The 20,368-nt window shown below is 73.4% G+C and carries 25 protein-coding genes and 1 riboswitch; of the genes, 12 read left to right on the forward strand and 13 right to left on the reverse strand.

What is annotated here, in order from left to right; all coding sequences use genetic code 11:
- The first annotated feature begins 4 nt into the window (after positions 1 to 4).
- Together AB0H12_RS26235 and AB0H12_RS26240 are read left to right on the forward strand one after the other, a co-directional pair.
- Positions 5 to 1,126, forward strand: coding sequence for a sensor histidine kinase (locus AB0H12_RS26235; RefSeq protein ID WP_499626170.1), 1,122 nt, complete (start codon positions 5 to 7; stop codon positions 1,124 to 1,126).
- On the forward strand, positions 1,123 to 1,800 hold the full coding sequence (locus AB0H12_RS26240; protein WP_499626172.1) for a response regulator: 678 nt from the start codon (positions 1,123 to 1,125) through the stop codon (positions 1,798 to 1,800). The genes AB0H12_RS26235 and AB0H12_RS26240 overlap by 4 nt, the downstream gene beginning before the upstream one ends.
- On the opposite strand, the gene AB0H12_RS26245 is transcribed toward AB0H12_RS26240, so the two are convergent.
- Together AB0H12_RS26245 and AB0H12_RS26250 are read right to left on the reverse strand one after the other, a co-directional pair.
- Positions 1,775 to 2,905 (reverse strand): site-2 protease family protein, encoded by a 1,131-nt coding sequence (locus AB0H12_RS26245; RefSeq protein WP_499626174.1) that lies wholly within the window; start codon positions 2,903 to 2,905, stop codon positions 1,775 to 1,777. The genes AB0H12_RS26240 and AB0H12_RS26245 overlap by 26 nt on opposite strands.
- Positions 2,906 to 2,931: 26 nt before the next feature.
- Positions 2,932 to 3,663 (reverse strand): TetR/AcrR family transcriptional regulator, encoded by a 732-nt coding sequence (locus tag AB0H12_RS26250; protein WP_499626175.1) that lies wholly within the window; start codon positions 3,661 to 3,663, stop codon positions 2,932 to 2,934.
- Positions 3,664 to 3,750: 87 nt separating this feature from the next.
- Here AB0H12_RS26250 and AB0H12_RS26255 point away from each other — a divergent pair, with 87 nt between their 5' ends.
- The 4 genes from AB0H12_RS26255 (at position 3,751) to AB0H12_RS26270 (ending at position 7,366) form a co-directional block, all read left to right on the forward strand.
- The gene (locus AB0H12_RS26255; protein ID WP_499626176.1) at positions 3,751 to 4,926 is read left to right on the forward strand and encodes an FAD-dependent monooxygenase; all 1,176 of its coding nucleotides are present in this window, start codon (positions 3,751 to 3,753) and stop codon (positions 4,924 to 4,926) included.
- A gap of 54 nt (positions 4,927 to 4,980) precedes the next feature.
- A complete protein-coding gene (locus AB0H12_RS26260) occupies positions 4,981 to 5,847 on the forward strand; it encodes a RecB family exonuclease (protein ID WP_498775815.1) in 867 nt (288 codons plus the stop codon).
- A 66-nt stretch (positions 5,848 to 5,913) separates the two neighbouring features.
- Complete coding sequence (locus AB0H12_RS26265; RefSeq protein WP_499626369.1) at positions 5,914 to 6,690, forward strand: thioesterase family protein; 777 nt, start codon at positions 5,914 to 5,916, stop codon at positions 6,688 to 6,690.
- 43 nt (positions 6,691 to 6,733) lie between these two features.
- On the forward strand, positions 6,734 to 7,366 hold the full coding sequence (locus tag AB0H12_RS26270) for a phosphoribosyltransferase (RefSeq protein ID WP_499626178.1): 633 nt from the start codon (positions 6,734 to 6,736) through the stop codon (positions 7,364 to 7,366).
- On the opposite strand, the gene AB0H12_RS26275 is transcribed toward AB0H12_RS26270, so the two are convergent.
- The 3 genes from AB0H12_RS26275 to AB0H12_RS26285 all read right to left on the reverse strand — a co-directional run bounded on the left by AB0H12_RS26275 (position 7,351) and on the right by AB0H12_RS26285 (position 8,422).
- Positions 7,351 to 7,638 (reverse strand): antibiotic biosynthesis monooxygenase family protein, encoded by a 288-nt coding sequence (locus AB0H12_RS26275; RefSeq protein WP_499626180.1) that lies wholly within the window; start codon positions 7,636 to 7,638, stop codon positions 7,351 to 7,353. The two genes, AB0H12_RS26270 and AB0H12_RS26275, sit on opposite strands and share 16 nt — an antisense overlap.
- Complete coding sequence (locus tag AB0H12_RS26280; protein ID WP_033434999.1) at positions 7,635 to 7,898, reverse strand: phosphoribosyl-ATP diphosphatase; 264 nt, start codon at positions 7,896 to 7,898, stop codon at positions 7,635 to 7,637. The genes AB0H12_RS26275 and AB0H12_RS26280 overlap by 4 nt, the downstream gene beginning before the upstream one ends.
- 68 nt (positions 7,899 to 7,966) lie before the next feature.
- Positions 7,967 to 8,422 carry an N-acetyltransferase gene (locus AB0H12_RS26285; protein WP_499626181.1) on the reverse strand — a complete coding sequence of 152 codons (456 nt, stop codon included), beginning with the start codon at positions 8,420 to 8,422 and terminating at the stop codon, positions 7,967 to 7,969.
- Positions 8,423 to 8,506: 84 nt separating this feature from the next.
- On the opposite strand from AB0H12_RS26285, the gene AB0H12_RS26290 reads away from it, so the two are divergent.
- Positions 8,507 to 9,682, forward strand: coding sequence for a GNAT family N-acetyltransferase (locus AB0H12_RS26290; protein ID WP_499626183.1), 1,176 nt, complete (start codon positions 8,507 to 8,509; stop codon positions 9,680 to 9,682).
- Between the two features lies 1 nt (position 9,683).
- Here the strand turns inward: AB0H12_RS26290 and AB0H12_RS26295 are convergent, their stop codons facing one another.
- Together AB0H12_RS26295 and AB0H12_RS26300 are read right to left on the reverse strand one after the other, a co-directional pair.
- Positions 9,684 to 10,433: a nucleotidyltransferase family protein gene (locus tag AB0H12_RS26295; RefSeq protein WP_499626185.1), complete on the reverse strand. Its 750-nt coding sequence runs from the start codon at positions 10,431 to 10,433 to the stop codon at positions 9,684 to 9,686.
- A gap of 55 nt (positions 10,434 to 10,488) precedes the next feature.
- Entirely contained in the window at positions 10,489 to 11,382 is an 894-nt protein-coding gene (locus AB0H12_RS26300; RefSeq protein ID WP_499626187.1) for a LysE family translocator, read from the reverse strand.
- A gap of 18 nt (positions 11,383 to 11,400) precedes the next feature.
- Between AB0H12_RS26300 and AB0H12_RS26305 the strand changes: the two genes are divergently transcribed.
- The 3 genes from AB0H12_RS26305 (at position 11,401) to AB0H12_RS26315 (ending at position 13,246) form a co-directional block, all read left to right on the forward strand.
- Complete coding sequence (locus AB0H12_RS26305) at positions 11,401 to 12,057, forward strand: (2Fe-2S)-binding protein (protein ID WP_499626188.1); 657 nt, start codon at positions 11,401 to 11,403, stop codon at positions 12,055 to 12,057.
- Between the two features lie 38 nt (positions 12,058 to 12,095).
- A riboswitch (cobalamin riboswitch) is annotated at positions 12,096 to 12,277 on the forward strand.
- Positions 12,278 to 12,308: 31 nt separating this feature from the next.
- Complete coding sequence (locus AB0H12_RS26310) at positions 12,309 to 12,494, forward strand: CbtB domain-containing protein (protein ID WP_499626190.1); 186 nt, start codon at positions 12,309 to 12,311, stop codon at positions 12,492 to 12,494.
- Positions 12,495 to 12,505: 11 nt separating this feature from the next.
- Positions 12,506 to 13,246 (forward strand): CbtA family protein, encoded by a 741-nt coding sequence (locus AB0H12_RS26315; protein ID WP_499626191.1) that lies wholly within the window; start codon positions 12,506 to 12,508, stop codon positions 13,244 to 13,246.
- Here the strand turns inward: AB0H12_RS26315 and AB0H12_RS26320 are convergent.
- A complete protein-coding gene (locus tag AB0H12_RS26320) occupies positions 13,235 to 13,900 on the reverse strand; it encodes an HAD family hydrolase (protein WP_499626192.1) in 666 nt (221 codons plus the stop codon). The genes AB0H12_RS26315 and AB0H12_RS26320 overlap by 12 nt on opposite strands.
- A 35-nt stretch (positions 13,901 to 13,935) precedes the next feature.
- Positions 13,936 to 14,274: a hypothetical protein gene (locus tag AB0H12_RS26325; RefSeq protein ID WP_499626193.1), complete on the reverse strand. Its 339-nt coding sequence runs from the start codon at positions 14,272 to 14,274 to the stop codon at positions 13,936 to 13,938.
- Between the two features lie 50 nt (positions 14,275 to 14,324).
- Here AB0H12_RS26325 and AB0H12_RS26330 point away from each other — a divergent pair, with 50 nt between their 5' ends.
- Positions 14,325 to 15,221 (forward strand): PAC2 family protein, encoded by an 897-nt coding sequence (locus tag AB0H12_RS26330; protein ID WP_308257160.1) that lies wholly within the window; start codon positions 14,325 to 14,327, stop codon positions 15,219 to 15,221.
- A gap of 104 nt (positions 15,222 to 15,325) precedes the next feature.
- On the opposite strand, the gene AB0H12_RS26335 is transcribed toward AB0H12_RS26330, so the two are convergent.
- Genes AB0H12_RS26335 through AB0H12_RS26350 form a run of 4 tightly spaced genes read right to left on the reverse strand, consistent with a single transcriptional unit; the run spans position 15,326 to position 19,635 of the window.
- Positions 15,326 to 16,522, reverse strand: a complete 1,197-nt coding sequence (locus tag AB0H12_RS26335; RefSeq protein ID WP_499626196.1) for an MFS transporter — start codon at positions 16,520 to 16,522, stop codon at positions 15,326 to 15,328.
- On the reverse strand, positions 16,519 to 17,076 hold the full coding sequence (locus AB0H12_RS26340; RefSeq protein WP_499626198.1) for an ArsR/SmtB family transcription factor: 558 nt from the start codon (positions 17,074 to 17,076) through the stop codon (positions 16,519 to 16,521). Before AB0H12_RS26340 ends, AB0H12_RS26335 begins: the two co-directional genes overlap by 4 nt.
- A 52-nt stretch (positions 17,077 to 17,128) precedes the next feature.
- Positions 17,129 to 18,721: an ABC transporter permease gene (locus tag AB0H12_RS26345; protein ID WP_499626199.1), complete on the reverse strand. Its 1,593-nt coding sequence runs from the start codon at positions 18,719 to 18,721 to the stop codon at positions 17,129 to 17,131.
- On the reverse strand, positions 18,718 to 19,635 hold the full coding sequence (locus AB0H12_RS26350) for an ABC transporter ATP-binding protein (protein ID WP_499626202.1): 918 nt from the start codon (positions 19,633 to 19,635) through the stop codon (positions 18,718 to 18,720). Before AB0H12_RS26350 ends, AB0H12_RS26345 begins: the two co-directional genes overlap by 4 nt.
- Positions 19,636 to 19,729: 94 nt before the next feature.
- Between AB0H12_RS26350 and AB0H12_RS26355 the strand changes: the two genes are divergently transcribed.
- On the forward strand, positions 19,730 to 20,251 hold the full coding sequence (locus AB0H12_RS26355) for a GbsR/MarR family transcriptional regulator (RefSeq protein ID WP_499626203.1): 522 nt from the start codon (positions 19,730 to 19,732) through the stop codon (positions 20,249 to 20,251).
- The last annotated feature ends 117 nt before the right edge of the window (positions 20,252 to 20,368 follow it).

A 20,368-nucleotide genomic window follows, 5' to 3' on the forward strand; every position in this document is an offset into this window, starting at 1 on the left:
CGGGGTGGAGCTCCGCCGGAAACACCGCGACGTGCTGACCGCGGTGGCCTTCTTCGCCTTGGGGCTGCTGATCCACCGGCTCGGCCTGGACCAGGTGACGGGAGACCGGGGCGGGTCGACCCCGTTCGGGGTGCGCGTGGCGATCCTGGCGGTGGCGTGCGCCGGTCAGGTGTTCCGCCACCGGGCGCCCGTGGCGGCGCTGGGCGTGGCGGGCGCGGCAACGGCGGTGGACCTGCACTTCGGCCTGAGCATGCCGGTGATGATGGTGTGCATCGACGTGCTGTTCGTGGCCACGCTGCACGGGTCGCGCGGGCTGCACCGGGTGCTCGTCGCGGTGGTGGCGACGACGACGGTCGGCATCACGGCGGCGGCCGCGGCGGTGGACGACTGGCGGCAGTCGTTCTACACCGGGTTGCTGCTGTTCTCGCTGCTCGTGGTGCCCATGTGGTGGGCGACGAACGTGCGGCGGCACCGGGAGAGCGCCGAGCAGGTCGCCCGCATCGCCGAGCTGGACCGGCGGGCCGCGGTGAACGCCGAGCGCAACCGGATGGCCCGCGACCTGCACGACGTCGTGGCCGGGCACATGTCCGCGATCGCGATCCAGTCCGAGGCCGTGCTGTCGCTGCGCTCGGGCGACCCGGAGACCGCGCGCACGGTGTTGAAGTCGGTCCGGGAGAACAGCGTGCGCGCGTTGGCCGAGATGAGGACGATGATCGACGTGCTGCGGGCCGACGAGCCGGTGGACGAGCCGGTGTCGGTGCGGCTGGCGGACGTGGGCGGGCTGGTCGAGTCGGCCGCCGCGGCCGGGCTGGACGTGGAGCTGCGCGGCGCGGACGTGGGCGAGCTGCCGGTGGGCGTGGACGTGGCGGCGTACCGGATCGTGCAGGAGGCGTTGACCAACGCGGTCAAGCACGCGCCGGGCTCGCGCACGTCGGTGGTGCTGGAGCGGCAGGTCCTGCGGTTGGTGGTGGTCGTGCGGAACGACGTGGTCGACGGTCCGCGCGGCACGGGGACGGGAACGGGGTTGGTGAGCATGGCGGAACGCGCCCACCTGGTCGGCGGGGTGTTCGCCGCGGGTCCGGACGGGGCCGGCGACTGGGTCGTGCGGGCGGAGTTCCCGCTGTGATCCGGGTGGTGGTGGCCGACGACCACGCGGCGATCCGGGCCGGGCTGGTGATGATCCTCGGCGACGCGGACGGCATCGAGGTGGTCGGCGAGGCCGAGGACGGCGCGACGGCCGTGCGGCTGGCCAAGCGGCTCGAACCCGACGTGGTGCTGATGGACATCCGGATGCCCGGCGTGGACGGGATCGAGGCGACCCGGCAGCTCGGTGGGGTGTGCGACGTGCTCGTGCTGACGACGTTCGACCTGGACGAGTACGTGCGCGGCGCGCTGCGGGCGGGCGCGGCGGGGTTCCTGCTCAAGTCGGTGGAGGCGTCCGCGCTGGTGGACGCGGTGCGGCAGGTCGCGGCCGGTGACGGCGTGCTGGCGCCGAGCGTGACGCGGCGGGTGATGCGGGAGTTCGCCTCGGCCGTGCCGCGAGCGCGGCCGGCCGCGCTGGACGCGTTGACCGACCGTGAGGTGGAGGTGCTGCACTGCCTCGGCGAAGGGCTGTCGAATCACCAGATCGGGCGAAAGCTGCACATCGGTGAGACGACGGTGAAGACGCACGTGTCGCGGGTGCTGACGAAGCTGGACCTGCGGTCGCGGGTGCAGGCGGCGATCCTGGCGCAGGAGGCCGGGTTGATCGGCGGTCCGGGCGAGGACGGCCAGGTCAGCGGCGGTCCAGCGCGGCCTTGAGGTCTTCGCGGCGCAGCACGCCCGCGGGCCGTCCTTCGAGGTCGACGACCAGGTACTCCCAGGCGGCGGTGCCGTGCACGCGCTCGACCACCTCGGCGCCGGTCTCGTTCTCCAGCAGCACGGTCTCCGGCCGGATCGGCACGGCGGCCTGCTCGGCGGGCGCGTGCGGCGAGGTGCTGGCCAGGCGACGTGCCATCTCCCGGTCGAGCAGCCCGGCGGCGACGCCGTCCGCGCGGACCAGGACCACGCCCCGGCCGGCGGACGCGGTGAGCGCGCCCGACACCGGGCTCTCGGCGGGCAGTTGGAGCACGGGTCGGACGAGTTCGCCCAGCGTGAGGCCGTCCGGCCAGGTGCTGCGGCGCTCGGCGGTGGACTCGCCGCGCGCCCCGGCCAGCACGAACCACGCGGTCAGCAGGCACACGCCGAAGCGGAGCCAGCGGTCCTCGGCGCCGTCGAGCACGCCCCAGACCGCCCAGGCGACGAGCAGCGCGGCCACCACGCCGCCGCCGATCACGGCGGCCTTCGTGCCCGTGGCGCGGCGGCCCGTGACGGCCCACACGCCCGCGCGCAGGATCCGGCCGCCGTCCAGCGGCAGGCCGGGCAGCAGGTTGAACACCGCGACGGCGGCGTTGGCGAACGCGGTCTGGGCGATCAGCAGCCAGACCGCGTCGGGCTGCGGGATGGTGGAGGCGGCCACGGCGAACGCGCCCGCCAGGACGATGGAGACGATCGGGCCCGCGGCGGCGATGGCGCCCTCGTGGCCGGGGCGCGTCGGGGTGCGCATCACCTCGGACACGCCGCCGAGCAGGAACAGGCGCAGCCGGCGCACCGGCAGGCCGAGGCGGAGCGCGACCAGGCTGTGGCCGAGTTCGTGCGCCAGCACGGAGAGGCCGAGGAAGATCGCGAACGTGGCGGCGAGGAGCACGCCGGTGAGGCCGCCCGTGCCGGGCGCGATGCGACCGACCAGCGGCGCGTAGAGCACCACGATGGCCGCCGAGCCCAGCCACCACGAGGGCGCGAGCAGCACCGGGATGCCGGCCACGCGGAACAGCGGCAGCCCGCCGTCCCGGCCGACCTGCCGTCGCCAACCACTCGTCGTCGCCACGGGAAGAGCCTAGGCGGCCGGGTGTATTAGGACTGTGTTGGATCAGTGTCGGATCGGGTCGGCCCGGCGTCGCCGATCCGGGCGCGCAGGCCGTCGAGGATCAGGTCGAGGCCGAAGCCGAGGGCCTCGTCCTCGCCTCCCCCGGCCGCCTCCGCCAACGCCGCCGTCACCGCCGGGTACCGGTCGCCGCGCTCGCGCACCACCTCGGCCACGATCGCGCCGAACTGCGTGCCCGCGTCGCCGTCCGGCGTCGTCGCCGCCTGCTGGGCGATGTTGCGGACGTGCCCGGCGAGCACGGCCAGCACGTCCATCCGCTCGGCGCCGCCCAGGCCGGCGCCGTCGAGCACGGCCAGCGCGGCCTCCATCCAGGCCAGCTCGTTCGGGCCGACCACGCGCGGGCCCGTGGTGGCCTCCAGGACCCACGGGTGGCGCACGAAACCGGGCAGCAGTCCCAGCGCCCACGCGCGCAGCCGTGCGAACCGGTCGCCTTCGCCCAGGTCGGCGGGCGGCGTTCCCATCGCCAGGTCCGCCATGAGCGCGACCAGCTCGGACTTGCCGGGCACGTAGCGGTACAGGGACATCTTGGTGAAGCCGAGGTCCGCGGCGACCCGCTGCATGGAGACAGCCGCGAGTCCTTCGGCGTCCGCGATCGCGATGCCGGTGCGGGCGATGAGGTCGTGGTTGAGCGCGGGCTTGGGGCCGCGGCGAGGGCCGGGGCGGTCGCCCCACAGCAGTTCGAGGCTGCCCGTCAGGTCCATCGCCACCTCCGGTGTTGCCGCCGCGGAAAAACTGTGTCTAACATACACAAATAGAATTGCTTCCGATGGACACAGTAAGGGGTGGACATGGCGCACAAGCAGGTCCTGATCTCGGGCGCGAGCATCGCCGGACCGGCGCTGGCCTACTGGCTCGCGCGCTACGGCTTCGAGCCGACCGTGGTCGAGATCGCGCCCGCGCTGCGCGGCGGCGGCGCGGCGGTCGACTTCCGCGGCGAGGCGCACCTCACCGTGCTGGAGCGGATGGGCGTGCTGGACCGGCTGCGCGAGGTGCAGACCGGCGGCAGCCCGATGACGTTCGTGGACGAGCGCGACCGCACCGTGCTCCACCTGCCCGCGGACTTCGCGGGCGGCGACGTCGAGGTGCTGCGCTCGGACCTCTCGCGGGTGCTCTACGAGCACGGCAGGGCGCGGGCGGACTACGTCTTCGGCGACTCGATCGCCGCGTTGGCCCAGACGACCGACGGTGTCGACGTGACGTTCGCCTCCGGCGCGCGGCGCACGTTCGACCTGGTCATCGGCGCCGACGGCATCCACTCGAGGGTTCGCGCGCTGGCTTTCGGGCCGGAGGAGCGGTTCGTCAGCCACCTCGGCTACTACGTCGCGAGCTGGGACCTGCCCGCCGGCTTCGACGCGCCGGCCGCGCCGTTGAGCTACAACGCGCCGGGACGGCTGGTGTCCCTCGGCGGCGGCCCGGACCGGCCGGGCGCGTTCGTGGCGTTCAAGTCGCCGCGCCTGCGGTACGACCGGCACGACGTGGCCGGGCAGCGCGGGCTGCTCCTCGACGCGTTCCGCGGGGTGGGGTGGCGGACGCCTCGGTTGCTGGCGTCCTTGGAGCACGCGACGGAGCTGTACTTCGACTCGATCAGCCGGGTGGACGTCCGACCCTGGTCACGGGGGCGGGTCGCGCTGGTCGGTGACGCGGCCTGCGGCGCCACCATCGGCGGCATGGGTGCGGGCACCGCCGTGGTCGGCGCGTACGTGCTCGCGGGCGAGCTGGCCACCGCGAACGGCGACCACGAGGCCGCGTTCCGGCGTTACGAGGACCGGATGCGCGACTACGCCCAGCGGTGCCAGAAGGGCGGTGACCGGACGGGGAAGTTCCTGGCGCCGGCGAGCCGGTTCGCCCTGCGCGCGCGCAACGGGCTCCTGGGCAACAAGTTCCTGCTCGACCTGATGCTGAAGGCCGGCAAGGACATCACCAACAAGATCGACCTGCCGGACTACGCGCACGCCGCCGCGTAGCGCCTCGCGGTTCGGACCCGATCTTGTCGGGGGGTTGGCCTATGGTTCTGGGCCATGGCAGTGCCGACGATCACCGAGCGCCCTGTTCGCAGGCCAGCGCTGTCGCCCTCGCGAGCGGGCGACTTCAAGCAGTGCCCGCTGCTGTACCGCTTCCGCGCCGTCGACCGGCTGCCCGAGAAGCCGACCAGGGCGCAGGTGCGCGGCACGGTGGTGCACGCGGTGCTGGAGGACCTGTTCGGCCTGCCCGCCGACGAGCGGCTGCCGGAGACGGCGCGGGCGCTGGTCGGCCCGGCGTGGGAGCGGGTGCGGGCCGAGCGGCCGGAGTTCGCCGAGCTGTTCGCCGAGGGCGATCCCGAGCAGGAGCGGTGGCTGGCGTCGGCGGAGGAGCTGCTGGACGGCTACTTCGGGTTGGAGGACCCGCGCCGGTTCGACGCCGACGCCCGTGAGCTGCTGGTGGAGTGGGAGCTGCCCTCGGGTGTGCTGCTGCGGGGGTACATCGACCGCGTGGACGTGGCGCCGACCGGCGAGATCCGGGTGGTCGACTACAAGACGGGCGCCGCGCCGCGCGAGGTCGGCGAGGCCAAGGCGTTGTTCCAGATGAAGTTCTACGCGTTGGTGCTGTGGCGGCTGCGCGGCGTGGTGCCGCGCCAGCTGCGGCTGATGTACCTGGCCGACCGGCAGGCGTTGGCCTACCAGCCCGACGAGGCGGAGCTGACCCGGTTCGAGCGCACGCTGGAGGCGATCTGGGACGCCATCCTGCGCGCGGCGAAGTCCGGCGACTTCCGGCCGAACCCGGGCAGGTTGTGCGACTACTGCGACCACAAGGCGCTGTGCCCGGCGTTCGACGGCACGCCGCCGCCGTACCCGGGCTGGCCGGAGCCGGACGCCGGGGTGGAGACCGCGCTGGACCGGGCCGACTGACCGGGGTTCGACCAGGGGTCCGGCGCTGCCGGGCTCGTGCTGATGGAGTTGTTGATGGAGTTGTGCTTGATGGACGCGTTCTACGAACAGCCGGACTCCGACCGGTTCGCCGCCACCGGGCACACCACCGGTCCGTGGGGCGACGACAGCCAGCACCTGGGGCCGCCGTCGGCGCTGCTGGTGCGGGCGTTGGAGCGGTGCGCGCCGCGGCCGGAGGCGGTGCTGTCCCGAGTGGCGTTCGAGGTGCTCGGCCCGGTGCCGGTGGCGGAGCTGACCGTGACGGCGTCGGTGGTGCGGCCGGGGCGTTCGGTGGAGTTGTTGTCGGCCGAGTTGGCGCACGGGGGCCGTCCGGTGCTGCGGGCGAACGCGTGGCGGATCGTGGCGGGCGACACGGCGGCGGTCGCGTCCGGCGCGGGTGAGCCGCTCGTCGCGCCGGCGGCGTGCGAGCCGATGGCCGTCCCGGAGCACTGGCGGGGCGGCTACCTGGCCGCGATGGAGTGGCGTTCGGTCAGCGGCGGCATCTTCGCGCCCGGTGACGCGGTGGTGTGGGCGCGGCCACAGGTGCGCGTGGTGGCCGGCGAGGAGCCGAGCGCGGCGCAACGCCTGTTCACCGTGGCCGACTCGGCGAGCGGGGTGTCCAGTCGGCTGGACATCCGCACGTGGTACGCGATCAACACCGACCTGACCGTGCACCTGCACCGCGAGCCGGTCGGCGAGTGGTTCGCCCTGGACGCCCGCACGGTGATCGGACCGTCGGGTGTGGGCGTGGCGAGCAGCGTCCTGCACGACGAGCACGGGCCCGTGGGGCGCAGCGCGCAGTCGCTGTTCGTGCGGGAGCGCTAGGCCCACGGTCGCAGCCCGCACGCGTCGCGCGCACCATGGGGCTATGAGGTTCGCGGACCGCTTCGACGCCGGACGGGTGCTCGCCCGGGCGCTGGCCGGCGAGACGTGGACCGATCCCCTGGTGCTCGGCCTGGCCCGCGGCGGCGTGCCGGTGGCGTTCGAGGTCGCCTCCGCGCTGGGCGGTGAGCTGGACGTGGCCGTCGCACGCAAGATCGGCGCGCCCGGCCACCCCGAGTACGGCATCGGCGCGGTCACCGCGAACGGCGAGCCGATCTTCGACGAGGACGCGCTGCGCCTGCTCCGCCTCACCCGCGAGGACCTGGCCGAGACGTGCGAGGCCGAACGGCGGGAGGCCCGGCGGCGGCTGGAGCTGTACCGGGACGGCCCGGTGCGGTTCGAAGGCCGTGACGTGCTCGTGGTGGACGACGGCCTGGCCACCGGCGTCACGGCCCGTGCCGCGCTGCGCGAGGCCCGCGGCGAGGACCCGCGACGCCTGGTGCTCGCGGTGCCGGTGGGCGCGGCGGACTCGGTGCGCGCCCTGCGCGCGGACGCCGACCTGGTGGTCTGCCCGCACCCGCGGGTGGACTTCCGGGCGGTCGGCCGGTTCTACGGCCACTTCGACCAGACCACCGACGAGCAGGTGATCGAGCTGCTGCGCCGTCAGAGGGCGCGGTAGTGCTCTACGGTCGGGAACGGGTCGTAGAAGTGGTGCAGCAGCGCCTTCCACCGCGGGTACAACGGCCCCTGCCGGAAGCCCACCGTGTGGTCCTCCAGCCGTTCCCACCCCACGAGCAGCAGGTACCGGGACGGGTGCTCGACCGACCGCCGCAGGTCGAGCGAGACGAACCCGGGCGACCGCGCGATGACCTCCCGTGCCTGGTCGAACGCCCGCTCGAAGTCCGCCTCCAGGCCGGGGCGGACGTCGAGCGCGGCGACCTCCAGGATCACAGGTGCTTGTAGACGTCTTCGAGGGTGAGCCCGCGGCCGAGCATCAGGACCTGCACGCGGTACAGCAGCTGGGAGACCTCTTCGGCCAGGCGCTCGTCGGACTCGTGCTCCGCGGCGATCCAGACCTCGCCGGCCTCCTCCAGCACCTTCTTGCCCTGCGCATGCACCCCGGCCTCCAGAGCCGCGGCGGTGGCGGAGCCCTCAGGGCGGGTGCGTGCGCGTTCGCTCAGCTCGGCGAACAGCTCGTCGAAGGTCTTCACGGGGTCTGATCCTCCCATCCCCCGAACGGCGTCAGGCACCCAGGACCCCGGTCCGGCGGGTGTGGGCGCTAGATCCCGTAGTGCGGGTCGGTGAAGGGCCACACCTCCGCGATCCACTTCGGCACGAACGCGTCCAGCGCGCGCTCCAGGTCGGTGCCCACGCGCTCGTCCACGACCCACCACGAGATCTGCGCGTCGTCGGTGCGCCCGGGGTCCTCGACGGGGTCGATGTAGACGCAGCCGTACAGCTCGGTCTCGTCGGCGTTGAAGAGGGCGTAGTTGAACGACTCGTGCGCGTCCTGCTCCCGTTCGTGCCGGGCGAGGTCGACGCGGTCGTGCTCGTGGGTCATGTCGGCGGGCGGCCAGCCCCACTTCTCGCCGTACAGCGACCACAACCGCTCCCGCGAGCCCATAACGGCGGGGTAGTCGACGTCCACATCGGACTCGCGGATGGGCCGCAGGTGGTGTTCGGCGTCGAGCGGGACGCGGGTCGGGTGGGCGAAGTCAGCGGGGAGCCACGGCATGGCGCGGATTCTGCGTCGGCCGGGGTGCGACCGCCACCGAAAATCCGATAGCGCGATCTCGGACACACCCCACACACTGCACCGATGACCGATGGGCTGGTGCTGCGGACCGCGCGCCCGGAAGACCTCGACCAGATCGGCGCCCTGCTGGTCGACCGCGGCGAACCGGCGGACGCCGTCGACCACCGCCTGGTGGTCGAGGACCCGGACGCGGGCTGGGAGGCGTGCGCGGTCGTCGTGGACGGCGACAAGGTCGTGTCCACCGCGACCCTGCTGGACGAGACGCTGGTGCTCGACGGGGTGGAGATCCCGGCGGGCCAGGTCGAGCTGGTCGCCACCGACCGCGCCTACGAGGGCCGCGGGCTCGTGCGCGCGCTGATGGGTTGGGCGCACGAGCGGTCCGCCGCGCGCGGCCAGCTGGTGAACGTGATGCTCGGCATCCCGTACTTCTACCGCCAGTTCGACTACACGTACGCGATCCCGATCTCGCCCACCCGGCCGGTGTCGGGCCGTCCCGACGGCGGCGGGCACACGGTGCGCGAGGCGGGGGTCGAGGACATCCCGGCGATGGCCCGGCTCCAGGACGCCGAGCAGGCGCGGGCCGACCTGCGGATGCCGCACTCCCCCGGCCTGTGGCGGTGGTTGGTGGCGCGCGACGGCAGCACGGAGTGGCTGGTGGAGCGGGACGGCGTGCCGGTCGCCACGGGTCGCACCACCCCGCCGGAGGAAGGCGTGCGGCTGTGCGAGGTGGCGGCCGTCGACGAGGCGGCGGCGCACGCGCTGCTGGCGTTGACCGGGGCCGACGAGGTGACCGAGCGGCCGGGGTCGGTGGCGGGCGAGGCGCTGGAGCCGTTCCTCGGGCCGGCGGAGGCGGACGCGAGCTCGTACTACGTGCGGATCGGCGACCCGGTCGCGGTGCTGGAGCACTTGCGGCCGGTGTTCGGGCGGCGGTTGGGGGAGGCCGGGTTCGCCGATCAGGAGGGCGAGGCGGTCGTCTCGTTCTACCGGTCGCACGTGCGGCTGCCGTTCAAGGCGGGCGAGGTCGGTCCGGTGGTGGCGGGCGGGCGGATGCAGGGACCGGCGTCGGTGGGTGGCGCGGGTGTGGCGCCGGACATGCTGGCGTCGCTGCTGTTCGGCCCGCACGGTCTGCGCGGCCTGACCGCGCGGCAGCCGGACGTGTACCCGGGCCCGAACGCCGAGCTGATGCACGCCCTGTTCCCGCCGGTGCGCGGTGACCTGATGACGTTCTACCTGCCGTAGGTCAGGTGGCGGCCCGGAACAGGTCCCGCGCCTCCGTGATCGCCCGGGCCAACGCCTCCGGCTCCGGCCGCAGCCCCGCCACGATCGTGTCGACACCGCGCAGCCCCGCCTCCTGCAGCAGCCGCTTCTCGTTCGTCGTCCACCGACCGCGTGCCGCGAGCACCGCGTGCGCGGTCTGCAGCGCGGCGGTGACCAGCGTGGCCGCGACCTCGGCCAGCCGGCCGCTCGGCGCGTGCGCGGTGAGGGCGTAGTTCAAGGTCAAGGCCGCTTTGTCGCGCCAGACGGACGGCGCCGCCGCGCGCAGCGCCTCCGGGTAGGTCGGGCGGGGCAGGGCGCCGCGCAGCACCCTGTTCAGCGCGAGTTCGCCGACGACCAGGTAGCTGGGGATGCCGGCGAGGTGGAACATCAGCGGCTCCGAGTGGAAGCGGCCCTGCTCGGCCTCGGCGAGTTCGTGCTCGACCACGTCGAGGTCGCGGTAGTGCACGTCGACGCGCCTGCCTTCGACGGTGAGCCAGGCGCCGCCGTTGAAGACGCCGCCGCCCCACCCGCCGATCTCCGAGACCTCGCCCTCCCACCCGACCGCGCGCAGGTCGGCGGGGTCGAAGTCGCCCCGGTAGTAGACGGCGAAGTCCCAGTCGCTGTCCGGGGCCGCGGTGCCTTGGGCACGGGATCCGCCGAGGGCGACGGCGCGCACGGCGGGCAGGGCCGCCAGCCGGTCGGCGACGTGGTCGGGGAACGTCTCGTCGGTCATGGGCACGGCGATATGCATAGCCGCGGGTCGGGGGCCGCGTCAGCTGAATTCTCGGTCAGAGGGTCGCGAACTCGACGCCCATCACCACGCCCGCCAGCACGAGCAGCGCGCCGGCGGCGGTGAGGGTGCGGCGGTAGGCGGTGTCGCCGAGCCGGCGGCGTCCGCGTGCGACGAGCAGGGCGATCACGACCTTGCCGCCGACCAGGGTCAGGTAGAACCCGGTCAGCAGCGCCGCGCCCGCGACCGCTGACGTGCGCCAGGTGGTGATGGTGAGGGGGCCGAGCGCGGTCGCCCACGCGATCCACGGGTGCGGGCTGAGCAGGTTCACCAGCACCGCTCGGCGCAGGGCCGCGGCATCCGCCGGCTTCGGTTGGTCCGGCTTCGGTTGGTCCGGCTTCGGTTGGTCCGGATTCGGTTGGTCCGGATTCGGTTGGTCCGGATTCGGTTGGTCCGGATTCGGTTGGCCTGCCCGGGATCGGTGCGTCGTGGCGTCGGCGGTCGTGGCCTCCGTCGACCCGGAATTGTCGGTCCCCGGCGGTAGAATCGAATTCAGGGTTCCCCTGGGCGGTGACCCCTGCGAAGCGTGGTTCTCGGGCGGCGAGGGCTGCGCGGTCGGGGAGGGCCGGTCGGGCGGCGAAGAACGGTCGGGCGGCGGGTGCTGGTCGGTCAGTGATGCCGATCGGGCGTCCCGGATGGTCTGCGCGCCGGTCCACACCACGAACACCGCGCCGACGACGCCGAGCACGCCCAGCGCCCGCCCGGGCAGGCGGTCCAGCAGGAGCAGGGTCACGGCGACCACCGCGGCGTCCGACAGCAGCGGCGCGCAGGCGGTCAGGGCGCCGGCCCTCCAGCCCGACCGCAGCGCCGACGTCACCACCAGCACCAACAGCGGACCGGGGCTGATGCTCGCGGCCAAGCCGAGGGCCAGTCCCAACCCCAGTGCGTCCACGGCGGCAGACTAGGTCACGTGTCCGAGTTCGCCCGAGTCCTGGCCACCCTGCGGCAGATCCGCGGCCTCAGCCCGTTCTTCGCCCTGGACGTCGGCCGGCCCGACGACAGCTGGCACGACGGCGCGGCCCTGTCGCACGGCCCCGCCCTGTCCGACACCCTCGACCGGATCTCCGCCCGGTACCGCACCGGGGAACGGCGGGTCGCCGCGTCGTTGTTCTTCCTCGGCTACACCGCGCGGCTGCTGAGCCCGGTCGTCGCCGCACGCGCGGTCGGCGGGGAGGTGCCCGACATCCGCCCGGCCAACCTGTGGTGGCGGTACACCCCCGAAGGGCTCCAGGTCCGGCTCAAGGAGCCGGTCACCGGCGTCGGCGTCGCCGAGTCGCTGGAGCCGGTGGTGGAGGCGGTGCACGCGGTCACGCCGGTGGCCCGCGGCCTGCTGTGGGGCAACGCGGGGTCGTCCGCGGCGGGCGCGCTGCGCGCGATCAGCCGCAGCGGCGTCGACTGCGACGCGTTGGCCGAAGAACTGTTCGCCGACCCACCGCTCAAGGGCACCGGCGAGTTCATCCCGTTCCCCGGCGAGATCGTGTTCCGGCGGCGCAGCTGCTGCCTGTACTACCGGCTCGACGGCGGCGGCACGTGCGGTGACTGCCCGTTGCCCGCTCGGCGGAGGTGAGCAACGACAACTCGTCTGGTCGGTTGTGCCGGCGCTCGATCCACATCTACGGTCGCAGCGCCGCAGTGGACGGGAAGCCGGTGTGAATCCGGCGCGGTCCTCGCCACTGTGACCGGGGAGCCAACCCGCCGAGAACGTCACTGGCCGCGCCGCGGCTGGGAAGACGCGGGGACGGCGTCGATCCGGGAGTCAGGAGACCGGCTGCGGCACGAGTTGTTGTTGACCTTCCACGAGGTATGGAGGAGGCCGTCATGACGAGCCCCGCGCACCCCCTTTCCACTCACCTCCCCAAGTGGGCCTACGCCGTCGCACTGGTCGCGTTGACCGTGACCTGGCTGGTCCTGCAGGAGAACGGCATCGCGCTCGGCCACGCCGCCGAGACCGTGCACGAGTTCTTCCACGACGGGCGCCACGCGCTCGGCGTCCCGTGCCACTAGGCGCGGTCGCCATGTCGACGAACACCTACAAGGGCCTGCTGCTGCGCGGTCTCGGCGCGGGCGCGGTGGCCGGGCTGCTGGCGGGCCTGGTCGGCGTGCTGGTGGTCGAGGCGCCGATCCGGGCGGCGCTGGCCGTCGAGCAGGCACGGCCCGCGTCGCCCGACGCGGGTCATGGGCACGGCGAGCTGTTCAGCCGCGGCACGCAGGTGGTCGGCGGTGTGCTCGCCGCGGTCGTGGTGGGTGTCGCCGTCGGCGCGCTGTTCGCCACCGCCTACGCGGGGTCGCGGCGCTGGTTCGCGTCGAAGGCGCCGTTCGTCCGGGCGGTGGCGCTGTCGGCGGCGGCGTTCGGGGCGGCGGCGTTGCTGCCCGCGGTGAAGTACCCGGCCAACCCGCCGGCTGTGGGCGACCCGGACACGGTGGAGTACCGCACGGTGCTCTACCTGGGACTGATCGCGGCCGGGCTGCTGGTCGCGGTCGGCGCGAGCTACCTGGCCTCCCGGTTGGCCCGGATCGGCGCGCCGATCCGGGCCACGGCCGTGGCGCTGGCCGTGGTGGCGGCGGTGGTCGTGCTGCTGGTCGCCTTCCCGGCGACGCCGGACGCCGTGCCGTCCGACGTTCCGGGCAGCGTGCTGTGGGAGTTCCGGCTGGCCTCGCTCGCCGAGACGGCCACGCTGTGGCTCGGTCTCGGCGTCGTGTTCGGCCTGCTGGTCGACCCGGCCACGCGCCGGGCGGGACGGGTGTCAGCGGTCTAGCAGCGGGGCGAGCGTCTCGAGGTCCACTCCCACCAGGGACTCGCGGAACACGCGGCGCTCGCCCTGCTCGACCGGCACGTCGCACGGCACGACCAGGACCGTGCAGCCGGCCGCCACGGCGGAGGCGACACCGGTCGGCGAGTCCTCGATCGCGACGCACCGGGTCGGGTCGACGCCGAGCAGCCGCGCGGCCTTCAGGTACGGCTCGGGCAGCGGCTTGTTGCGGCGGTCGACTTCGTCGCCGCACACCGTGACGTCGAACAGGTCTCGCCCGATGGTGTCCAGCGCGACCTCGGTCAACTGCCGCTCGGTCGACGTCACCAACGCCATCGGCACACCCGAGTCGCGGACCGCGCGCAGCGCCTCACGCGCGCCCGGCCGCCACGGCAGGCCGGCGCGGAACACCTCCTCGGTGCGCCGCATGATCCACGCCGCGCCGTCGGTGACGTCCTCCTCGGACGGCCGCTCGACGCCCACTTCCGCGAACAGCATCGACATCGTCCGGGGCACGCTCGACCCGACCATCGCCTGCCTGGTCGCGAGCGACAGCGTGCCGCCCAGCTTCTCGACGAACTCGTAGAGCGGGATGTCCCACAGCTTCTCGGAGTCCAGCAGCGTGCCGTCCATGTCCCACAGCACAGCCTCGACCGTCATGTACGTCCTTCGTTGATCACGCGTGGTCGTGTCCTTCACCTGTTCGAGGCAAGTATCCCGCAGCGTTGCGCACGGAGCGTGACCGAGGCTGGGCGACTCGGCGCCCGGTCCAGCCGGGTCGAGGACGAACCGGCGAGATCGACCCCGAAGGTGTTGGTCTTCACGGCGTCCGCGCCGGTTTCGGGGCAGCCGTGGCGCGCTGGGCGCACGGCGTCGGACGTGATCACGTTCAAGATTTCGCCGCGACCCTCTTGACCTGCGAATTCATGGGTGGTCGGCTCGGCGGACCGGAGCGTGGCGCCCCTCGCGCGGTCCGCGAGGAGGACGCGGTCGGCGGGCGCGCCGGGGAACGGCGGCGTGACACGAACCGACATGCGCCAAGCCTACGGCGTCGGGTGTGCGGCGGTGGTCGTAGTCTGGCCGCGTGACCGATCCGGACCAGGCCGCCCAGACCCCCTTCGACCCCAGCGAACCGCTCACCAACCCGATCATGGTGGCGGCGTTCGAGGGGTGGAACGATGCTGGCGACGCCGCCAGCACGGCGATCGAACACCTGCAACTCACGTGGGACGCGACGCCGTTGGCGGAGATCGATCCGGACGACTACTACGACTTCCAGGTGACTCGACCCACCGTCCGCCTGGTGGACGGTGTCACCCGACGGGTTGAATTCCCGACGACCCGCCTGTCGGTCTGCCGCCCGCCCGGGTCGTCCACCGACGTGGTGCTGGTGCACGGGATCGAGCCGAACATGCGGTGGCGGAAGTTCGCCGCCGAGCTGCTCGGCCACATCGAGGACCTGGGCGTGACCACCGTGGTCACGCTGGGCGCGCTGCTGATGGACACCCCGCACACCCGGCCGGTGCCCGTCACGGGGACGGCGTACGACGAGGCGGCGGCGGCGAAGTACGGGCTGGAGCGGTCGCGGTACGAGGGGCCGACCGGGATCGTCGGCGTGTTCCAGGACCTGTGCGTGCAGGCGGGCGTGCCCGCGATCTCGTTCTGGGCGGCCGTGCCGCACTACGTGTCCCAGCCGCCCTCGCCGAAGGCGACGCTGGCGCTGCTGCACCGGGTCGAGGAGGTGCTGGACGTCGAGGTGCCGCTCGGCGCGCTGCCCGAGCAGGCCGAGGAGTGGGAGCGCACGGTCAGCGAGATGGCCGACGAGGACGAGGACGTGCGCAACTACGTGCGGGCGCTGGAGGAGCGCGGGGACGCGGAGATCCAGATCACCGAGGCGAGCGGCGACGCGATCGCGGCCGAGTTCGAGCGGTACCTGCGGCGGCGTGGCCGCGGGCCGGGCCGCGGGCCCACCGGGATGTGACTCCGCCCGACCCGACGACCCGCCGCAGCCGTCGATCCGGCCCACCCGCAGCCCGATCAACTCCAGCGTGAGCCGGCACGCCGCCCTGGCCGGTCGCCTTGACCTCACGTTCCCGGAGGGCTGACCGGAACCCGGGCGCCGAGGGTGAGCAGCGCCAGCACGCCGGCCGCCAGGTAGAGCGCGGCCTGGCCGTTGAGCAGCGCGGACAGGCCGAGCACGGGCGTGAGGGCGCCGGCGAGCACCATGCCGAGCGCCTGACCGCCGTCGTAGAGGCTGACGAACGTCGCCATCACCCGGCCGCGCACCTCGTCGGACGCGTGCAGCTGGAGCACCGACATCATCCCGGCGCCCGCGATCACGCCCGGCACGCCCACCACCACGAACGCGGCCAGGTAGAACACCAGTGCGGTGGTCACGGGCGGCCCGTTCCAGCCGAGCGCGGCGACCGCGGCGAAGCCGAGCAGCGACACGCCGAGGAGCCTGCCGGGCTCGAGCCGGCGGGCCAGCACGCCGACCAGCAGGCCGCCGAGCAACCCGCCCACCGCCTGCACGCCGCGCAGCAACCCCACCTCGGCCGCGCCGCCGCCGAGCCGTTCGGTCACGAACACCACGAACAGCACCACGAACAGGCCCTGGCCGGTCGCCATCAACCCGACCACGGCGACCATCGGCCGCAACGGGCCGCGGATCTCGCGCAGGCCGTCCAGCCAGGCCCGCCACGCGGGTTTCCCCGCCGCACGGACGGGGTCCCGCGTGCCGAGCGTCGCCAGCAGCGCCGCCGCGAGCAGGAACGACGCCACGTCCGCGAGCACCACGCCCGCCAGCCCGGTGTAGCCGAGGAGCAGGCCGCCGAGCGACGCGCCGACCAGCCGCGCCAGGTTGGCGTTCAAGCCCACCAGCCCGTTGGCCGCCGGCACCTGGTCGCGCGGCACCAGCGTCGGCAGCAACGCGTTCTTGGCCGGTTCGAACAAGGCCGCCAGCCCGGCCTGCACCGCCGTCACCACGTTCACCAGCACCAGGTCGCCGGTCAGCAGCGGCAGCAGCGCGACCGCCTGCGCGAGGCTCACCACCAGCATCAGCTTCCGCCGGTCCCAGCGGTCGGCCAGCACGCCGGCCAGCGGCGACAGCGCCAGGCTCGGCAGCAACGCCACCACGAACGTCGTCGCGGTCGCCGCGGCCGAGCCGGTGCGCTGGTACACGTACACCGGCAGCGCGACCAGCAGCACCCAGTCGCCGATCTCGGAGACGAACCCGGCGACCCACAGCCTGCGGAACGCGGGCACACCCAACGGCCCGGTCATCGCGGGAACGCCCGGATGCCGACGTGCGCGGGCAGCGCGCCCTCGGGCGCGTCCCGGCGCACCGGCACCAGGTACGGCCGCAGGATGTCGTCGATCATGCCGAGCAGGCCGGACAGCTCCTCGGCCGTCACGTTGACCGTGTAGCCGTGCATCGCGGAGGCTTCCAGCCACTCGCGCGGCACCTCGTGCCGGCGGTCCAGGAACCGCTGCACCAGCCGGTTGTCCTCGTTGAGCCCCAACGCGAGCAGCGCGTCCTGCTGCGTGCGCACCTCCGGGTCGTCGTCGAACGCGCCGACGTCGTAGCCGACCGAGGTGGCCCGCCACGGCCGCTCCCGCCCGTCGCCGGCCTCGACCCGTTCGACGAAGCCCGACTTCGCCAGCTGCCGCAGGTGCCAGCTGCAGTTGGAGGCGGTCGACCCGACCGCCTCGGCGCACTCGCTGGCCGTGCGGGGACCGACCGCCAACAGCTGGTTCAGCAGCGAGACGCGCAGCGGGTGCGCCAGCGCCTTCAGCGCGTCGACATCGGTGATCCGTCGGGGCCCTGGGAGATCCATGGCCCCGACGGTATACCTGAAAGACTTCTTTCGAAAGAGTTCCTTCAGACTTTCAGCCGACGTCCCGCCGCCGGAACCCGGCGAACCCCACCGCCACCAGCGCCGCCGCGACCAGCGTCAACCACAGCAGCGGCGTCGCGGTCACGTCCGCGCCCGGCACCTTGGGGATGTGCGTGAACGGCGAGAGGTCCATGGCCCACTGGTCGAGCTGGAGCAGCGGCCCGAGCTGGCCGAGCACCAGGAACACCACGATCACCGCCCAGCTCGCCGACGCCAGCTTCGGCACGAGCGCGAACAGCGCCAGCGCGAGTCCCGCGACCACCCAGACCGCCGGGACGTGCGTCAACGCCGCGCCGACCAGCCGCACGACCTGGCCGCCGACGTCACCGACGCGCGTGCCGTGCACCAGACCCGCGCCCAGACCGGCGGCGGCCAGCACGACGGGCGTGCCGACGGTGGCGAACAGCAGGTGGCTGCCGACCCACGCGAACCGGCTGACCGGCGTGGCCAGCACCGGCTCGGCCCGGAACTCGGTCTCCTCGGCGCGCAGGCGCAACGTCGACTGCACCACGTAGATCGCGCTGAACAGGGCGATGATGCCGATGATCGACGCCAGGTAGACGTCCACGATCGCGCCCGCGCCGCCCAGCTGCGAGATGATCTGCTGCAACGCCGGGTTGGCCTCCAGCATCTGCTCCACGCCGCGCGCGACCGAGCCGTACACGGCGCCGAGCACGAACAGGCTCAGCGTCCAGCCGATCAGCATGCCCCGCTGCAACCGCCAGGCCAGGCCGAACGCGCTGCCCAGCGAGCCGGGCGCGCGGGCCGGGCCGAGCCGGGTCGGCACCAGGCCGCCGCCGAGGTCGCGCTTGGTCACCAACGTCGCGGCGACCGCGACCAGCGCCGCGAACAACGCCACCGGCAGCAGCAGCACCCAGTACCGGTCGCCCGCGAACGCCCTCGTCCGCTCCAGCCACCCCAGCGGCGACAGCCAGGTCAGCCAGGTCGGCCCCTCGTCGCCCGCCGCGTCGCCGACGGCCCGCAGCAGGTAGGCGACACCGAGCACGGCGCCGGAGATCGCGTTGGCCGTGCGCGCGCTCTCCGACAGCTGCGCGCTGACCGCGCCGACGCCGGTGAACACCCACCCGACGGACGCGAAGGCGAGGCCGAGCGCGAACGACCCGGACGCCGACTCGCCGAGGCCGGTCAGGCCGAGCGCGACGAGCAGGCCGATCACCGTGCTCGCCAGCAGCGCCACCACCACGGCGGCGGCCAACGGCGCGTGCCGGGCGACGACGGCCGAGCCGATCAGCTCCAGCCGGCCCGTCTCCTCCTCCGCCCTGGTGTGCCGGGTGACCAGGAACATGCACATCAGGCCGACGAGCAGCGCGCCGAACACGCCCCACCGCCAGGCCAGCACGCCGCCGGTCGTCGACGCGTCGTAGAGCGGGCCGAGCATGGCCAGGAACGCCGGGTTGCTGCCCGCCGTCGCGCCCAGCTGCTGCCGCGACTCCGGCGAGCCGTACAGCTCGCCGACGGTCGACGCGGTCGCCAGCGTGATGCCGACCAGGCCGACGACCCACACGGCCAGCAGCAGCCGGTCGCGGCGCAGCGCCAGGCGCACCAGCGAGCCGAGGCCGGTCACGACGACATCGCCCCCTCCGCCTGCCCGGCGGGCAGCTCGTCCTCGTAGTGGCGCAGGAACAGCTCCTCCAGCGTGGGCGGCCGGCTGGTCAGCGTGCGGACACCGCTGCCGACCAACGCGCGCAGCGCCGCGTCCAGGTGGTCGGTGTCGACCTCGAACCGCACCCGGTCCCCCTCGACCACGAGGTCGTGCACGCCGGTCAACCCGGCCAGCCCGGAGGGCTCGCCGACCAGCTCGGCGGAGACGCTGGTGCGGGTGAGGTGGCGCAGGTCGGCCAACGTGCCGGTCTCGACGGTGCGGCCGTTGCGGATGATGCTGACCCGGTCGCACAGCGCCTCGACCTCGGCCAGGATGTGGCTGGACAGCAGCACGGTCCGCTTGCCGCGCAGCTCGTTCACCGCCTCCTGGAACACGGCCTCCATCAACGGGTCGAGCCCGGAGGTCGGCTCGTCCAGGATCAGCAGCTCCACGTCCGAGGCCAGCGCCGCGACCAGGGCCACCTTCTGCCGGTTGCCCTTGGAGTAGGCGCGGCCCTTCTTGCGCGGGTCCAGCTCGAAGCGCTCCAGCAGCTCGGCGCGGCGCTTCTCGTCCAGCCCGCCGCGCAGCCTGCCCAGCAGGTCGATGACCTCGCCGCCGGTCAGGTTCGGCCACAGGCTCACGTCGCCGGGCACGTAGGCGAGCCTGCGGTGCAGCTCGGCGGTGTCGCGCCACGGGTCGCCGCCCAGCAGCGACGCGGAGCCCGCGTCGGCGCGCAGCAGACCCAGCAGGACCCGGATGGTGGTTGACTTGCCCGACCCGTTGGGGCCGAGGAAGCCGTGCACCTCCCCCTCGCGGACGGTCAGGTCGAGACCGTCGAGTGCACGTGTCGGCCCGAAGGTCTTGACCAGGCCCGACACGGATATCGCAGCAGTCATGAGCGGTAAGTTACAGTGATTTCACAAAGTCGTGAAGTTAAGGAAGCGTATAAACTGCCACCCGGTCAGAGGGCCTCGAAGGGATGATCCGGCGGTGACACAGGTGGACGAGCGGGACGATCAGGCCGTGCTGCGCTTCATCGAGCGCTTCTCCTCGGTGTTCACCGAGTCCGGCATGGCGAGGATGCCCGCGAGGGTGTTCGTCGCGCTGCTCGCCGCCGACTCCGGCGAGATGACCTCCGCCGAGCTGGCCGACCTGCTGCGCGTCTCCCCCGCCGCCATCTCCGGCGCGGTCCGGTACCTCACCCAGGTCGGCCTGGTGAGCCGGGAGCGGGAGACGGGCACGCGCCGCGACATCTACCGCGTGCTCGACGACCTCTGGTACGAGGCGCTGTTCCGCCGCGACGAGATGCTCCGCCGGATGACCGGACCGCTCAAGGAGGGCATCAGCGCGCTCGGCGCCGACACGCCCGCGGGCAGGCGGATCTCCGAGACCCTCATGTTCTTCGAGTTCTTCCACGCCGAGCTGCCGAACATGCTCAAGCACTGGCGGACGTACCGGGACGAGCGACTGGGCGCGCCGGGTTCACCCGACCGGCCCTCCGACCCGTCCTGATCGTGCTCGATCGAACCTGATTCGACGTAGTTACGACTATCGGCGCTAACGAGCGACCGGTTTTGTCCCGACCATGCATGTGACCAGGTCGCTCCACCCCGTTCGCGCGGACGTTCC

Origin of the sequence: Actinosynnema sp. NPDC023794 (assembly GCF_040639675.1) — a bacterium.
In the GTDB taxonomy this organism is placed as follows: domain Bacteria; phylum Actinomycetota; class Actinomycetes; order Mycobacteriales; family Pseudonocardiaceae; genus Actinosynnema; species Actinosynnema luteola.

What these genes read in the sequence shown, in the direction of transcription:
- AB0H12_RS26350 (WP_499626202.1), bottom strand. Translation starts at nt 19,635, where the DNA reads ATGACTGCTGCGATATCCGTGTCGGGCCTGGTCAAGACCTTCGGGCCG.
- AB0H12_RS26325 (WP_499626193.1), bottom strand. Translation starts at nt 14,274, where the DNA reads ATGTCGGTTCGTGTCACGCCGCCGTTCCCCGGCGCGCCCGCCGACCGC.
- AB0H12_RS26315 (WP_499626191.1), top strand. Translation starts at nt 12,506, where the DNA reads ATGTCGACGAACACCTACAAGGGCCTGCTGCTGCGCGGTCTCGGCGCG.
- AB0H12_RS26285 (WP_499626181.1), bottom strand. Translation starts at nt 8,422, where the DNA reads ATGCCGTGGCTCCCCGCTGACTTCGCCCACCCGACCCGCGTCCCGCTC.
- AB0H12_RS26340 (WP_499626198.1), bottom strand. Translation starts at nt 17,076, where the DNA reads ATGGATCTCCCAGGGCCCCGACGGATCACCGATGTCGACGCGCTGAAG.
- AB0H12_RS26320 (WP_499626192.1), bottom strand. Translation starts at nt 13,900, where the DNA reads ATGACGGTCGAGGCTGTGCTGTGGGACATGGACGGCACGCTGCTGGAC.
- AB0H12_RS26270 (WP_499626178.1), top strand. Translation starts at nt 6,734, where the DNA reads ATGAGGTTCGCGGACCGCTTCGACGCCGGACGGGTGCTCGCCCGGGCG.
- AB0H12_RS26250 (WP_499626175.1), bottom strand. Translation starts at nt 3,663, where the DNA reads ATGGACCTGACGGGCAGCCTCGAACTGCTGTGGGGCGACCGCCCCGGC.
- AB0H12_RS26310 (WP_499626190.1), top strand. Translation starts at nt 12,309, where the DNA reads ATGACGAGCCCCGCGCACCCCCTTTCCACTCACCTCCCCAAGTGGGCC.
- AB0H12_RS26295 (WP_499626185.1), bottom strand. Translation starts at nt 10,433, where the DNA reads ATGACCGACGAGACGTTCCCCGACCACGTCGCCGACCGGCTGGCGGCC.
- AB0H12_RS26255 (WP_499626176.1), top strand. Translation starts at nt 3,751, where the DNA reads ATGGCGCACAAGCAGGTCCTGATCTCGGGCGCGAGCATCGCCGGACCG.
- AB0H12_RS26335 (WP_499626196.1), bottom strand. Translation starts at nt 16,522, where the DNA reads ATGACCGGGCCGTTGGGTGTGCCCGCGTTCCGCAGGCTGTGGGTCGCC.
- AB0H12_RS26290 (WP_499626183.1), top strand. Translation starts at nt 8,507, where the DNA reads ATGACCGATGGGCTGGTGCTGCGGACCGCGCGCCCGGAAGACCTCGAC.
- AB0H12_RS26260 (WP_498775815.1), top strand. Translation starts at nt 4,981, where the DNA reads ATGGCAGTGCCGACGATCACCGAGCGCCCTGTTCGCAGGCCAGCGCTG.